Source organism: Sporosarcina sp. So3-204 (genome assembly GCF_058068165.1).
In genome coordinates this window covers 1,253,918-1,269,396 of sequence record NZ_CM176485.1, presented here as the reverse complement: position 1 = coordinate 1,269,396, position 15,479 = coordinate 1,253,918, and the positions used below count along the sequence as shown (strand labels likewise).

General features: G+C 34.0%; 13 protein-coding genes. 4 read left to right on the top strand and 9 right to left on the bottom strand.

Features of this window, described 5'->3' with window-relative positions:
* Positions 1–28 precede the first annotated feature (28 nt).
* The 3 genes from AC3RV6_RS06105 to pssA all read right to left on the bottom strand — a co-directional run bounded on the left by AC3RV6_RS06105 (position 29) and on the right by pssA (position 2,082).
* Positions 29–610 carry a CGNR zinc finger domain-containing protein gene (locus tag AC3RV6_RS06105; RefSeq protein ID WP_489748565.1) on the bottom strand — a complete coding sequence of 194 codons (582 nt, stop codon included), beginning with the start codon at positions 608–610 and terminating at the stop codon, positions 29–31.
* Positions 611–647: 37 nt separating this feature from the next.
* The gene (locus AC3RV6_RS06100; protein ID WP_489748564.1) at positions 648–1,301 is read right to left on the bottom strand and encodes a hypothetical protein; all 654 of its coding nucleotides are present in this window, start codon (positions 1,299–1,301) and stop codon (positions 648–650) included.
* 247 nt (positions 1,302–1,548) lie between these two features.
* On the bottom strand, positions 1,549–2,082 hold the full coding sequence (pssA, locus tag AC3RV6_RS06095) for a CDP-diacylglycerol--serine O-phosphatidyltransferase (RefSeq protein WP_489748563.1): 534 nt from the start codon (positions 2,080–2,082) through the stop codon (positions 1,549–1,551).
* 60 nt (positions 2,083–2,142) lie between these two features.
* Between pssA and asd the strand changes: the two genes are divergently transcribed.
* The 3 genes from asd (at position 2,143) to AC3RV6_RS06080 (ending at position 6,111) form a co-directional block, all read left to right on the top strand.
* Entirely contained in the window at positions 2,143–2,919 is a 777-nt protein-coding gene (gene asd, locus AC3RV6_RS06090; protein ID WP_489748562.1) for an archaetidylserine decarboxylase, read from the top strand.
* 170 nt (positions 2,920–3,089) lie between these two features.
* Positions 3,090–3,575: a DedA family protein gene (locus AC3RV6_RS06085; protein ID WP_489748561.1), complete on the top strand. Its 486-nt coding sequence runs from the start codon at positions 3,090–3,092 to the stop codon at positions 3,573–3,575.
* A gap of 91 nt (positions 3,576–3,666) precedes the next feature.
* Positions 3,667–6,111: an EAL domain-containing protein gene (locus AC3RV6_RS06080; protein ID WP_489748560.1), complete on the top strand. Its 2,445-nt coding sequence runs from the start codon at positions 3,667–3,669 to the stop codon at positions 6,109–6,111.
* 69 nt (positions 6,112–6,180) lie between these two features.
* Here AC3RV6_RS06080 and AC3RV6_RS06075 read toward each other — a convergent pair whose 3' ends face one another.
* The gene (locus AC3RV6_RS06075) at positions 6,181–7,416 is read right to left on the bottom strand and encodes a Zn-dependent hydrolase (protein ID WP_489748559.1); all 1,236 of its coding nucleotides are present in this window, start codon (positions 7,414–7,416) and stop codon (positions 6,181–6,183) included.
* Positions 7,417–7,617: 201 nt separating this feature from the next.
* On the opposite strand from AC3RV6_RS06075, the gene AC3RV6_RS06070 reads away from it, so the two are divergent.
* A complete protein-coding gene (locus AC3RV6_RS06070) occupies positions 7,618–8,313 on the top strand; it encodes a YjjG family noncanonical pyrimidine nucleotidase (protein ID WP_489748558.1) in 696 nt (231 codons plus the stop codon).
* Between the two features lie 173 nt (positions 8,314–8,486).
* Here the strand turns inward: AC3RV6_RS06070 and AC3RV6_RS06065 are convergent, their stop codons facing one another.
* The 5 genes from AC3RV6_RS06065 to AC3RV6_RS06045 all read right to left on the bottom strand — a co-directional run bounded on the left by AC3RV6_RS06065 (position 8,487) and on the right by AC3RV6_RS06045 (position 15,476).
* Positions 8,487–11,711: an SNF2 helicase associated domain-containing protein gene (locus AC3RV6_RS06065; RefSeq protein WP_489748557.1), complete on the bottom strand. Its 3,225-nt coding sequence runs from the start codon at positions 11,709–11,711 to the stop codon at positions 8,487–8,489.
* 25 nt (positions 11,712–11,736) lie between these two features.
* Positions 11,737–12,945 (bottom strand): RtcB family protein, encoded by a 1,209-nt coding sequence (locus AC3RV6_RS06060; RefSeq protein WP_489748556.1) that lies wholly within the window; start codon positions 12,943–12,945, stop codon positions 11,737–11,739.
* Between the two features lie 2 nt (positions 12,946–12,947).
* The gene (gene psiE / locus AC3RV6_RS06055) at positions 12,948–13,382 is read right to left on the bottom strand and encodes a phosphate-starvation-inducible protein PsiE (RefSeq protein WP_489748555.1); all 435 of its coding nucleotides are present in this window, start codon (positions 13,380–13,382) and stop codon (positions 12,948–12,950) included.
* 279 nt (positions 13,383–13,661) lie between these two features.
* A complete protein-coding gene (locus AC3RV6_RS06050; protein ID WP_489748554.1) occupies positions 13,662–14,204 on the bottom strand; it encodes a hypothetical protein in 543 nt (180 codons plus the stop codon).
* Between the two features lie 789 nt (positions 14,205–14,993).
* Positions 14,994–15,476, bottom strand: coding sequence for a helical membrane plugin domain-containing protein (locus tag AC3RV6_RS06045; protein ID WP_489748553.1), 483 nt, complete (start codon positions 15,474–15,476; stop codon positions 14,994–14,996).
* Positions 15,477–15,479: the final 3 nt, after the last annotated feature.

The following is a 15,479-nucleotide window of genomic DNA, read 5'->3' as shown; positions in this document are numbered from 1 at the left end:
AAGGCCAACTTATAAAAATAAGTGGCCGTCATTCTTCTTCAATTTTTCTTAGCTGAAAGCTCGCTACTTTTTGTCTATTTCCACATATTTTCATCGAGCACCATTTACGTCTTCCCTGCTCATCAATGAACAAAAGAATACAATCTTTGTTTGCACATCTTTTAATTGACATAAGATTTCCTTCGATTAGTTTTAGTACATCATAGGCAATGATCGAATCAAGAGCATCCTCTGCATGACCAATCGGATATGAGCTTATTTTATGATTTATGATTTTATAAACAAATGGTGCTTTTTCAATTTTCGCCTCTAAAAAATCAATAAATTTACTAGTTACAGTATGCCCGTCTGCTATAGACTCAAAATTTGTTCTAATAACTTCACGTATTTTCAATAGAGAGGATGAACTATATTCAATACGTTGCTCTATGGAAGATATCAGCTTTTTTTCAATTACAGGAGTTCGATCACTCATCAATTTTAGCCAGTCAACAACATCCTTTTCGTTTAACAGTAAGTTAATACGTTGACCACGTCTAACAATTTCCGTATTGACCAAATCTAAAGAGATATTACCTGTAATTAACGGAAAAGTTTTTGTTTCAGACACTTTTAAAAACACCTAATTTCTAACAAAATTGAAATAACTATTCTAGACTAACTCTACCATCCACGTCCATAGTAATACCACGACCATCATCCAATGTAATTTCAAGTGGATAGGTTTCACTTAATCTTTGAGAAAAGTACCATCTTCTATCCGGTGATACTAAGACAATAAATGATTCATCTTTTCCAAGAAAATTAACTGATTCTATATTAACATCGGTTCCATAATGCAGTGGGATGCCGAAATCTTGTAATCGATCCCCCGCGTCTGCGATAAATGGTGTTACCATACCGACTTCACTTACATTTAAAAACGAAGCATTAGTTAAGTCTCCAAATAAATCCTGTTTCCTACGTCCGATTAATTCAACGATATTTCCTGCCGGATCTTCAAAATACATTGAATCTGCATCAAACCCTGGAAAGTATACTTCATCACGGGTTTCGTCCCGGTTTAAATTCAATCTATCCTTCATCCAAAACTTCAACATAGAAAACTGATTACCCGGTATATTTATAGCATAATGATAAAAAGCAGCCTGCTCTGTACTTTTAAAAGTAATGGCAGACTCTCCTACTTTCATTGTAAATTGTTCATCACTTGATTCTGTAATATCTAGTTCCATAACGCCTCCATAAAAGCGTTTTAATGATTTTAATTTATTTGTGTAAAGTATAACTGATTTGAACACGATTCCACCCCACATAATTTAGAGTTATAATATCTTTTGTATTTTATTATAACATTCAAAGCATACTTTTTCTTTTAATGAACATTTTAATGATTTTGGATTTATTCCACTTCTAGATGTTATCACCTACCTAATCATTATCTTCGATTATTAAGCTTATAATATACCTCTGGAACATTAACAAATATCAAGTATTAAAAAAGGTTTCAAAACAATTTATTGTTGTTTTGAAACCTTTTTTAGCCTATTAAACTTTAGTTATTCGAATATTACTGACCATTAAGTACGTCAAGATAATCATTAGCAACAAAAAGAATCCTGGTGTCACAAATGGATAGATAAAGTAACTTAAGGTCAGCACTACTCCCGCAACCGTGATTGGAACACCATAAAATTCACCATCAAACTCTTGCACATTATAACGTGCTAGTCGAACAGCACCTGCTAAAATATACAAAACAGTGAACAAAGCACCAAATAAATGAACCTCTGTAAATGCTGCGCTATAAATTAACAATGCGGGCGCAATACCAAACGAAACGAGGTCACATAATGAGTCTAGTTCTTTACCAAAATCAGACTCAGTATGAAGATATCTAGCTACCATCCCATCAAAACGATCAAATAAAGCTGCTAAAAAGATAAAAACCATAGCTGAATGCGTAAAACCTTTTGTAACAAGAATAATTGAAATAATACCGAAACTAAGATTTGTTAATGTAATCATATTCGCCAATTGCGCCTTCAACCTAGTATAATAAACATCTCTAGATAAAAACATTCTATCACTCCTAATTAAATCTATTCGAAATATATAAATGAGGAAATGGAGCTTACTTAAATGAAGAAAAAACTATTTCGCTATTTTGTTGAACTAACTGGTAATCCTATATCGTCAGCGCTATTAAAGTCATTTTCAAGTTCCAGATTAAGCTACCCACTGATTCGTTCCTTCTCAAAATTATATCACATTAATGAGGAAGAAATGGCTTATCCAATTGAACAGTATAAAAGTTTACAAGCTTTCTTCACAAGATCTCTAAAGGAAAGTACTCGTTTTATTAATCCATCCCTAAATATACTTGTCTCACCAGTAGATGGTATTGTAAGCGGGGTAGGTATTGTTGATAGCAAGCAAACTATAAAAATTAAAAATCGCTTTTATAGTATAGATAAGATCTTCGGTGATGAAAAGAAATCAGCACCTTATAAAGATGGATATTATTTTCTATTATACCTCTCGCCTAGTCATTATCACCACTTCCATTATCCAATTAATGGAACTTTGTTTTCTAGATATGCATTAGGTGGTGTTTCTTATCCAGTAAATGATTTAGGATTGAGCCTGGGCAATAGCCCCTTTACTACAAATCACCGGTTAATTTCCGAACTTGAAACGTCTTTTGGTAAAGTAGCTATAGTTAAAGTCGGTGCACTTAATGTGAACAGTATTCAGATCAGTAACACATCTAAAAGCTGTGTAAAAGGTGAAGATTTTGGTTATTTTTCATTCGGCTCAACAGTAGTCCTTTTTATTGAAAAAAATTCAAGCTTTATGCCAACAGTTCCTAATAATTGCGAAGTGAAAATGGGTCAATCTATTGGGGAATGGTTATGAATCTAACTTTTTCATCATTCAATCAATTTCATAATAGTGTTTTATTGCTGCACCACCACAACATATAGTCGAGTTAGAACGTTCTCGAACAATATGTTGTTCGTTGTAGCAAGTTAAGGTCATTATGAAATTGATTCCATTGCATAATTAAATTTAAAAGAGGGATTTTAATGTTACAGTTCGAAGATTTTATACTCCATTATGGATACATAGCCGTCTTTACATGTTTAGCACTTGGTATTTTCGGTTTGCCTATGCCGGACGAAATTGTTGTTGCCTTCATTGGCTATTTTGCATCCATTGGTCTTCTGAACTTCCTAACTGCTATTATTATCACTATTTTAGGAGTAATGGCTGGTACAATATTCACATTTACTATTGGAAGAAAGTTTGGAAAACCACTTATAGATAAATACGGTAAATGGATTAGCTTGACACCTAAACGATTATTACGAGTGGAAAAGTGGTTTAATCTCTATGGTTCGTGGGCTGTAATACTTGGCTATTTCATACCAGGTATGCGTCACCTAGTCTGCTACTTTTCTGGTATGAGTGGAATGGACGTTAGAAAGTATTTAACTTTCGCTACAATAGGTACTTGTGCTTCATCAATTATTTTTATAACTATTGGTTATTTCTTAAAGTTTCCTTTATGAATAAATATTTAGTTTTCTATCTTTTTCCAAGCGTAAAGAACATTATAGACTTGTTTTTTAATATATAAAAGAAAGGATTGAGTATTTAACTATGATTAACGAAACAAATAATATCTCTTCAGTATTTCTTTTATTACTTGAAAACTTTTATGTCTCCATTATAGATCGTGAAGGAAAAATCACCTACGTAAATCAGAAATTTTGTGACATCACAAAATACAGCGCTGAAGAATTAATCGGAAATACATATGGTTTACTTAATCCTTCTTATGAAGAAGAAATTACACTACTCCAAGTAGAGAAAGATGTTAACTTAAATAATATTTCACAGCATAGAATAAATAGTTTTGCAAAAGATGGTACGTCCTTTTGGATAATGGCTACTATCATGCCCATTCAGGATACAGATGGTAAAATTAGTAGTTTTATTTCATTCGACATAGATATTACTAATGAAGAAATTACTAATGAGAAATACCGTAAAGTGATGGATGATTTAGAGAATATACAAAACGCTCTTGACCAATCTAATGTTGTTGTCGTCACAGACCGTAATGGTGTTATTACTAATGCGAATGACAAGTTCATCCAGTCTTCAAAGTATTCATTAAATGAACTTATAGGACAACCAAACCAAATATTCCATTCTAGTTTTCATCCCAAATCCTTTTTTGAGGATATGCGGAAAACACTAAGAGCTGAACAAATATGGCATGGCGACATACAAAACATTGCAAAAGATGGTACTATTTATTGGCTTGCGACTACTATAGTGCCGATTCTCGATGGAACCAATACACTATGCCAATATATTGCTATTGGAATGGATATCACTGAAAAAAAAGAAACCGAACAAGCTCTCGAAATTGCTCAAAAAAACGACTTCCAACAAACTGTAAAAAACCTTCAAAATGCGATTTTTAAATACAAAAGTGATGAAGACGGGAAATTAGTATTCACATTAATGGAAGGAAAAATGGCTGAAAAACTAGGGATTACAGTAGAGAAAATTAATGAAGGTACAATAGAACATACATATTTGCCTAAAGAGGTTTACTATTTTATACAAATTTTTAATAAAGCATTAAAAGGAAATACTTCACAATTCGAACTTTCCATATTCGATTATACATTCCTTATTTATTTATCCCCCATCTTTGAAAATAAAAAAGTAATAGAAGTAGTCGGGACTGCAATGGATATTACAAAAAGAATCGAAACCGAAAAGCTCATTGAACATATGGCGTATTATGATTATTTAACCGATTTACCAAATAGAAGACTTTTTCAAAAGAAAGTAATGAATGAAATTATATCATCAAAACTAATAAACTATAGGTTTGCTGTTTTATTTATCGATTTAAATCGATTTAAAAATGTAAATGATTTGATGGGCCATTCTGTTGGTGATGAGTTGTTAATCAAAGTTGGGAAGCGTCTTAGTAAATATGTTAATGATGGGGACGTCTTGGCGCGACATGGTGGAGACGAATTTGTAATTATGCTTTCCGGTGTAACTCCATCAGAAACAGAGGTAATCGCCAGACAAATAATAAAAGATTTAATGGAGCCAATTAATTTACAAAATGTCGATATCAATATTCATTTAAGCATTGGTATTAGTATATTCCCCGATGACGGAATTGATTATGAGACTTTAATTAGAAATGCGGACGCAGCCATGTATCTGGCAAAACAAAATAAAAGTAATGATTTTCAGTTTTATACAGAAGAACTACAAAGCCAAGTTATCAAAAAAGTTAAAATTGAAAATGAGCTCCGCAAAGCACTTGATGACAAACAATTCTCTATACATTATCAACCCCAAATAGACTTGAAAACAGAAAATTTAATAGGCTTAGAAGCGCTTATTAGATGGCATCATCCAACAGAAGGGTTAGTGCCTCCTAGCGATTTTATCCCGATTGCCGAAGAAAACGGCTTAATCATTCCAATTGGTGACTGGGTACTTAAAACAGCATGTGCACAGTGTAAAAAGTGGCAAAACCAAGGATTTCCTCTTTTCAAAATTAGCGTTAATGTATCTTTTCATCAATTTATACAACATCAGTTTGTCGATCAAGTGATTGAAACACTAGTCGATACAGGGTTAGAACCTAAATACCTTAACCTTGAAATAACTGAGAGTATGACTTCAGATGTTGATAATTGCCAGAAGACACTTATTAAACTTAGAGAAGTTGGCATTAATGTTAGTATCGATGATTTCGGGACGGGCTATTCCTCACTTAGTTATTTAAGTAAGTTTCCAATTACCCACTTGAAAATAGATCAAATATTTATACAAGATCTAAGTCCAAGTAATCGGGCGATAGTGAAAATAATCATTAGTTTAGCTAAAAATTTAAATCTAGCCGTTATTGCTGAAGGCGTGGAAACGGAAGAGCAACTTACATTTTTAAAAGATCTAGATTGTGATGCTGTCCAAGGTTATTACTACTCTAAACCACTTCCCTCTGAACAAATCGAATTAAAATTAAAATCCTCATATTTTAAGTCTGATATATATGGATGATTAAACCAAAAAGGGTAACCACCAAAAATATTGGTAGTTACCCTTTTTATCACCCTATAAGACATGAACTTAAAGTTCGGAAGCTCCTGAAATTTCAATTAAGGTATCAAATAAAACTTTAGTTCCTTTCGCACAATCCTCTTCTGAACTCCATTCAGCAGGATTATGACTAACCCCATTTTTTGAACGAATGAAAATCATACCAAATGGACATAATTTATCAAACTGCATACCGTCGTGTCCAGCTCCACTCGGAAGTGTAAATGGATTTAAATTATTTTTACTGCAAGCTTCTTTAATAATCTGTTGAATATTTTCAGAACAAATAGCTGGTTTAATCCGTTGTGTTGTTTCAATTTCAAGTTTAACACCGCGCTCATTACAAATACGCTCTGCATTCGCTCTAATATTTTTTTCAACAATATCACGAGTCGACTCGTCAACATCGCGCAAATCAAGTGTGAATACAGCTTGTGAAGGAATAACATTTACACCGCCAGGTTCAACAGAAAACTGGCCTACAGTTGCAACCGTATCAGGGTATTTCATTGCTTCTTCTTCTATATTACTCAAGATAAGTGCCGCAGCAGTTAAAGGATCTTTCCGGATTCCCATAGGCGTAGCACCTGCATGTCCTGATTCCCCAGTTATAATCCACTTTGTCCAAAAAGGACCGGCTATACCAGTGACAATTCCAACTGAAAGATCATTATTTTCCAAGACTCGTCCTTGTTCAATATGAAGTTCTAAATAAGCCAACACATCTTCAGGATTTTTTTTAGCCTCTGAAATATTCTTCGGATTAAGTCCAGCTTCTTTCATCGCTGTAGCAATTGAAATACCTTTACTATCACTACTTAGAAGCTCCTCCTCTTTAAGTTCTCCCGCAATTGCACGACTACCAGTCATACCAAAATGAAAACGACTACCTTCTTCATCCGTAAAGGCAATCACCTCAATTGGATGGATGTGCTTCATGTTTTGTTCATTCATTGCTTGTACTGCTTCAATCCCTGCTAATACTCCAAGTGCACCGTCAAATTTTCCGCCATGTGGAACTGTATCAATATGTGAACCGATCATTACAATAGGAGCGTTAGAATCCTCTCCCTCTTTTCTACCGATTAAATTCCCAACCGCATCTTCTCTGACATTCATACCCGCTTCTTTCATATATGAAGACACTAAGTCTTTCGCAAGGCGTTCTTCTGTCGTAAATGAAAAGCGTGTAACCCCACCACTTTGTTGTTTACCAATTTCGCCTAGTTCCATTAACCTCGTCCACAACCGCTCTTTATTAATCAAATAAATTCCTCCTTTATAAAATCTAACTTGTCCCTACCAATTATACTGTACATATGTAAACTGTTTTACAACTTTTTTCAACTATTAGTTCTATAAATTCAAGTATTATTAATAGTTAACTTTTATATCGAGAACTTAAATTTAACGCTACAATATGGTAGTATGTATATTATAAAACGATTTACAAAGGATGAGTAAACTTTGGATTATGACGTATTATTATTTGATTTAGATGACACATTAATGGATTTTGCTAAAACAGAGAAGCAGGCACTTATTAATTCATTTCAAACGGTTGGTTTACCAAATGGGCTAAACGATTATAGTGAAAATTACAGAGCCATAAGTAAAGTTTTATGGGATGACTTGGAGCACGGGCGTACAACATTATCGGAGCTAAAAGTAGAAAGATTTAAACGCCTATTTGTCGAGTATGAGCTTGATATCGATGCTGAAACTTTTGGCAACGCCTATATAGAAAACCTTGGGAGAGAAATACATATGATTGACGGCGTTGAAGAGATGATTGCGCGCGTTTCTAATTATAGACTCGCTGTATTAACGAATGGGTTTAGTGTAACTCAACATGCTAGAATTGCAGGTTCTACTCTTCGGAATTCCTTTGAAGAAATAATTACTTCTGAGGAGACAGGATCTCAAAAGCCACAGCCAGAAATTTTTAATTATACTTTTAAAAAACTACGAATTACAGATAAATCTCGTGTCCTAATGATTGGCGATTCGCTTTCCTCTGATATTCTGGGGGGAAACCATTTCGGGATTGATACTTGTTGGTTTAATCCACACAAAAAACCAAACACAACACCTAGTATTCCGACATACGAAATTCATTCGTGGGCTGAGTTTTGCAAACAGCCTACAGTTTTGTCCAAATAAGAAGGTACTGGGATTTGTAGTGTCATTATACTAATCCCAGTACCTTTATCGTTTTATTTATATTCCAATATGCTCATAATAAATGAATTATTACTATAATTCTTATCATAATAGTCCAAAAAGGCATTTTAGATGTTATTTCCATAGCGTTTGTTTGATAACTAATTCCGTTCCTAAATCGACAAAATTTCTCTGATATCTGATTCTGATAACGAAGAAAGCATTGTTTCACCTGTTTGAATAACTTGATCGATTAATTCCTTTTTACTTTGCTGCAATTCATTAATCTTTTCTTCAATCGTTCCTTCTGCAATCAATTTAATAACTTGTACAACATTTTTCTGTCCCATTCTGTGCGCACGACCGATTGCTTGTTCTTCAATTGCAGGATTCCACCACAAATCATAGAGTATCACAGTGTCTGCGCCGGTTAAGTTCAATCCAGTTCCCCCTGCTTTTAATGAAATTAAAAAGATAGACTCTGATCCATTATTAAACTCATCCACAAGTTTAACTCTTTCTTTAGAAGGCGTTTGACCATCTAGATAGAAACAACTTTGGTCTGATTCCACAATTTTTTGTTGTATGATTTTCAGCATACTGGAAAACTGTGAAAATATTAACATTTTCCGTCCATTTTCCTGCCCATTTTTTATTATTTCCAGAAGTTCCTCCAGTTTCCCGGATTTCCCTTCATAGTTTTCAATAAATAAAGATGGATGGCAGCATAATTGTCTTAATCTTGTTAGACCCGCTAAAATCTTAATTCTACCTTTTCCTAATCCTTCTGATTCAAGCGATTCTTTCGTTTCTGAACGTATCCTTTCTAAATAAGCAAGGTACAACTCTTTCTGATCTTTATTTAATTCGGAATAATGCACTGTCTCAATTTTATCTGGTAATTCTTTTAATACATCTTTCTTTAGCCTTCTCAATATAAATGGCTTAACAAGTCGAGCAATTGTTTCAGTTTTCATATTACGGAAAGTTTTCTGATCTTGTAAAAACCCGGGCATTATTGCTTGAAAAATTGCCCAAAGTTCGTCTAATGAATTCTCAATCGGCGTTCCAGATAGTGCAAAACGTTTAGTTGCATTTATCGATCTAGCTGCCTGCGAAATCTTAGATGCATAGTTTTTAATTGCTTGAGCCTCATCCAATATCATCGTATGGAATTCTTGCTCACCATACCACTCCAGATCCTGTCTTAACGTATGGTAGGAAGTGATATAGACATCGGGGGTATTTGTTTGTTCATGAACAAACTTTCTTTCTTGGATTGTCCCCGTTGCAATTTCGGCATGGATAGTTGGTGCAAATTTAGTAAATTCATTTTTCCAATTGTAGACAAGTGATGCTGGGCATACGATGAGAAATGGCGTATCCGGTCCACTTTCCATCTCGGACTGGATATAAGCAATACATTGTACCGTTTTTCCAAGCCCCATATCATCCGCTAGAATACCACCAAGTCGATAATTAGCCAAAGATTTTAACCAGTTAAATCCAGTCAATTGGTAATCTCTTAAATTTGCTTGAAGCGTTGTAGGGACTTGAAATTCTTCTTCCTCAGGTGACTTTATTGCATCAATAAATTGACGAAAATTTTTACCAAACTTTCTAGTATCCTTACTCAATTCAGTTAAGCGTTCTTCAATTTGTATACCACGATAAAGAGGCATTTTCATTTTTCCATCTATCATTTCTACTGATTTACTATTTAATTCATCATAAAGACCCGCCACGTCTTGAAGTTGGTCGTCCATCAAGGATAAGAAAGCACCATCTGGTAAGCGCACATATCTTTTCTTTTCCAATACAGATTGTAGAATATGAGAAATCTTATTTTGGTCAATTCCATCCACTGAAAAATCGACATCAAGTAGGTTTCCGTTTGATTCAATATTAACCGTAACTTTAGCAGTTGAAGCAGTCGGAAGAATAAGAGATTTAATTGACGGCGTTAAAAATATATCCGCTTGCCCTTCTAATTGCTGTAACGTTCTATAAAGGAATTCAAATATCTCCTCTTCAACATCTAAATAAAATTGGTCGCCATCAACTCTTAAATTAGAGCTTTCGAAAGCATTCATAACTTCTAGTTCTTTTTGAGTATCTCTAATAAGGATTGTTTGTTCCTTATCATCATTTTCTAGTTGCTGTCCTACTGGATTAATAACAATTGAATCATAATGATACTCTAATTTTACATCAATACGTTCTCCGTTACCTTCTACAAACACTTTTATATCTAATGAAGGTTGAATAATAATTTTAGAAACTTTTTCTGAAACCTCAACTTTTCCAATTCGCTTAATTTTCGGCATAGCTTGTGAAACAAAGCTACCGACTTGTTCAGCGGAGATTGGAATAACAGCACTTTTAAATACGCCGATAAAATGCGAGAAAGGTTCGAAAGTTTGTTGCTGCTCTGGCGTTAATTTATAAAGGATTCCGTCCAGTGCATACCAACCGTAAGTTTTATAATAAACGCCTTCTGTATGTCCTTTTAACTGTAGTTGGTACTCATCGGACTTTCCTTTCTCTAATATGAAGGAAAAAGGTAAATCTTCTTGGGATATTTCAAGTTGCTTATAAGTTGAATATTCTTGCTCAAAAACACAATTTCGTGCTTGTAATTTATTAAGTAAATCATCAGCTGCATATAAAGGAATTAGGATTCCTTTACCTTTTTTCACATCGTTATAATAGTTAGATTGAGAATTATAGACAGATTCCGTTCGATAAATCTCTATTAACTTTTTAATAATTTCTAAATCCTCATCCATAAATACTTGTTCATTATGTGTGTATGTAAAATTCTTTCCAAACTCTAATGAAACGCGATTTATGACACAATCCAAAAAGTTTCTTATATCCTTTACAATATATAATCGTTTAGTACCAATTTTCATTTGAAGTTCAAAGATATCATTTATACTATAATAACTTGTATTTCTTTGCGTTTTAAAAAGATACTCTACATTCAATACAATCTTTTCCCTTATCGATACACTCGTGTTCTGGGTTGCATTATTGCCCAATAAAGCGATGATATCTTCTGCTTGCCGATACCTAGCATTTTTAGTTCCTTCATCGTTAGTAACAGATTTTGATATCTCAGGATCATTTGCAATTGCCAAAAGAACGGCACATACATGTTTACAGTTTCCGCTGTTATCAAATGCAATGCAAGTACAACTAGCCACGATTCGTTTCCCTGTCACTTCCATTTCTACATCATAAATATCATTTCCAATAACAGTTGCATGAACACTATTTTCGATTAAATCATAGGTTAAATCATTAACATGACCTCTTTTATAATAATTTTCACCTCTTTTAAAAACAGCTTCAGAATACAAATCTTTAATTATTTTTTTATTCAAATTATGCATTGATTATTCCCCCATACTTTAAAACTTAATCTTTATAAGGATCATATTCATTAGCGCCTGCCATACAAACACCAATTGGTTTTAATGTATGCAAAACATCTATTGTATCTTCATGCGCCTCTAATACGGTTTGTAATTTACGGTAAACAAACGGACTCTCATCTGTACCTGCCCCGCGTAATTCTACGCCGTACTTCTTCACAGCATCATCCATTGCATCTTGTGAAATTTCTCCACCCAAACGTTTTTTCGTTTTCCAATTCATTTTCCCAGCAGCCTGAGTTCTACTCATAATTCGTCCTGCTCCGTGTACGGTACTGTGAAAGGCTTCTTCATTTGCTCGTCCATCTCTACCTTGAACAATGACTGAAATGTCTCCCATACTTCCGCCAATAAAACCAAGTTGACCTGGTGCAGAAGGTGTTGCCCCCTTACGAACAACAATCGTATCTTTACCATTATGATTTTCTTTCCATGCATAATTATGATGATTATGCACATCAAATAATGATTCTGCACCGAGAATTTTTAACACTTCATCAATGACGTAATCTCTACCTGCATATGCATATCTTCCTGCTAATTTCATCGCTCTATAATACATATCACCAAGTTCTGAATGTATGTCAATCAACGTTGGCGGCTGTTCCATACTTTCTCCTGGTGCACGATCTGAAAATCCTCGGTTATTTGCTAAGTTTAGAAAGCCGCTTGCCGTCTTATGTCCAAATCCACGACTACCAAAGTGATTCGCAATCCATACATCATCCGTATTTTCTTCCACGAAGATGTCGACATAATGATTTCCTCCTCCGACTGTTCCAAGCTGATCAAGTGCCAACTTTTTCAATCGATCATTTTCTTGCTTACCTATATAACTAAAAACGTCCCAATCCGAATCATCAAAAAGTTCATGATCAACACGCACTTTATTTTTTCTTCCAACACCAAATGAAATCTGTTCAGCGATTTCATTCATAATCCTAGGTAAATCATGCTTAATGTCTTTGTATTTGAGATTTGTTCGAGCGGCTTTATTGCCACAAGCAATATCATAACCTACACCGGATGGTGAAATTTGACCATCATACACAACGACCCCACCAACAGGCTGACTATATCCGTAATGACCATCGGCACACAGTACACCACCAACGACATTCCCCTTTTTCAAGCAATTATGAAACTGATTAATCGTATTTTCTTCATGCTCACCGTAAATTTTAATAAACATGCTTATTTCTCCTCTCGACTTAAACCTTTATTAAAAAACCATTTACTTTCTGGTCTATCACGGGGTGTGATATTCATTATAAAATATCCAATAATGAGAACTAAGATGACAAGTGAGTAAAGTAATGTATTTAGTGGTTGGTTATGATCAACTATAATGAGTCTAATCATCGCCGTAATCCCAATATAAATAAAATACCTAAGCGGAAAATGATAATCTTCTTTAAAGTATTTAACTATCATTGTAATAAATTCAAAATATAAAAAGAAGATGAGGATATTTGCGAAGAAAAGTTCATAATCACTTGTCCCTTTTACAAATAAAATCTGGATAAAAATGATTAGTTCTTTAATGAGTAAGAAGGATAAAATAGCTGCTAGTAATACGAGTGAAAGGTTCAAAAAACCTTGGAGAACCTTTGGAAAGAAAAGTAACATTTGTGCATAATACTTTTTAGCTCTAATATCGAATCGCTCCCCTAGTTTATAATTTTTCTAACACTTTTAAATCAATTTCATAATCGGGTAATCAACCTAGAATCTAAAAAATGTTAATTTATGCTTTAGGCGGACACTATCCTTAGGTAATTTTGATAAACCTACCGATGTCACCGCCTTCCGCTTCAAATCAACGAAAATAACACTATTATTTAACACTTCCCTTAAGAAGTATTTTTAATCAACATAAGTAATCAGTTTTGATTAATTGATTTATCCTTATACTTGTATTTTCTTTTTAGGTTTTCGAATTGGGTAAGATTTACTAACAAATTCTATTTCTTCAACACCATGCTCTTGATTAACAAAAACAGCCATAACGAACATAACATTTGCAAGTAAATGAGCATAGTGAAATAAAATTTCAGGAACTTCCCGCTCAAGGCTTACTTTATGAAGCGCACGGACGGATTTCTTTGCTTCACTTCTACAAACATGAAGCACACATGCTGCAGTTGTCCCTTGGGGCAATACAAACGTTTCAATTTTTTCACCTAATTGATCCACATAAAAATCATAAAAATCACTCAATCTACTCAAATCATCTTCTGTAATCGCCAATTTCCCACGGACAGACCCATTCAAATGGTAAACAAGTGGTTGCAACTCAGTTAAGTGCTCATGCACAACTCGGACATCTTTCGTTAGGGAAAGTGCCTCCCCAATTCTAGTGGTTAATGAATCTGTACGTATTTCAAAATCAACAGTACAAGCTGATTCCCGCATAAATGGATAACATATATAACGCATATCTTTTTTCATATTCTTCCTCCTGATATTAACTAAAAGTTACTTTTACCAATATTATTAACTTAGGTTAAGTTTATCACACAGACTCTAAAATGTTAGCAATTTATATTTCTCGGCAGTGAATAACTGAATATAATTCGCTAAACTTTTATGTTCTACTCCTGTTATTATCTTAGTTTAAATTTTAGATTCTAATCAAACAAGCCCATATTTCTTTTACCGATTCGGAATTATACATTGTTATCTAGTTCAACCCAAATATGATAAGATTATTATCATAATAATCAAACAAGTTTTCTTTTACACAATCTTCATCAAAAATAACATTTGGGTCTTGAATATAAAGCAAAGATTAAATACTATTAGAATACGACAAGAGAATTTGCTCCTGAATGATGGTTTTGGTCGACTTTTATTCTACAGGGAATTTCACTTGTTTTCTCTATATATATAAAGGGAATTTATCTTACCCAGACCCTACAGCTGCTTGAAGTGGAAAGCGTCCGCTTGGAACGGAAACCAGCGGGTAGTGGGATTACCTTATCCAATATATTTATAAAAAATGACGTTAGTGAAAATCCTCCTCATCTCCCTTTAAAGGGATGGGGATTTTCTTTCACCAACGTCATTTATTGTACAACCAAAACTTTCAATATTTTTTTGGTGAAACCAATAAATTATTCTGAAATAGAAGACACCCACTTTACGGAATATGTAAAGTGGATGTCTCATTAAAATGGGATATAAATTTATTTCCCGGTTATTTCCCTTCATTATATAAAGGTAATACATCAAATTCATTTACTTACCGTCTAATCCCTTCCCCATCCCTTTCATGAAATGAAGTCCGAATTTAATTGCACGGTTAATATCTGGGTCACTAAGTGATTTCATTAAAGTAAGCGGGCCAATCTTCTCATTATTTCCATCATGTAAATCTGCCTCATCAAGCCCTCTTTTAACACTTTCAATAAGTTTAGTTGTCATTTCAGGATCTATAGAGGACAGAACACCAGCAGCACCCATCGCATGGTTAATTAAATTTGTTACAGGTTCACGAGATACTTGGTCGACTGCAATCTTCGCAATACCCTCTTTTGCTTTCACCATTGCTTTTATTGCATCAAAAACGCCAATATCGTCTAAATCACCTGTAACTTCTAAAATTTTACTAAAAGCCTGCTCTTGCTCGACTAATAATTTCTGTAGCTCAGCCATCTTATTTTGATGGATTTCTTCAGCTGTTAATTCTATCTTTTTAATTGAAGTAATTGGTATCGCCATCTT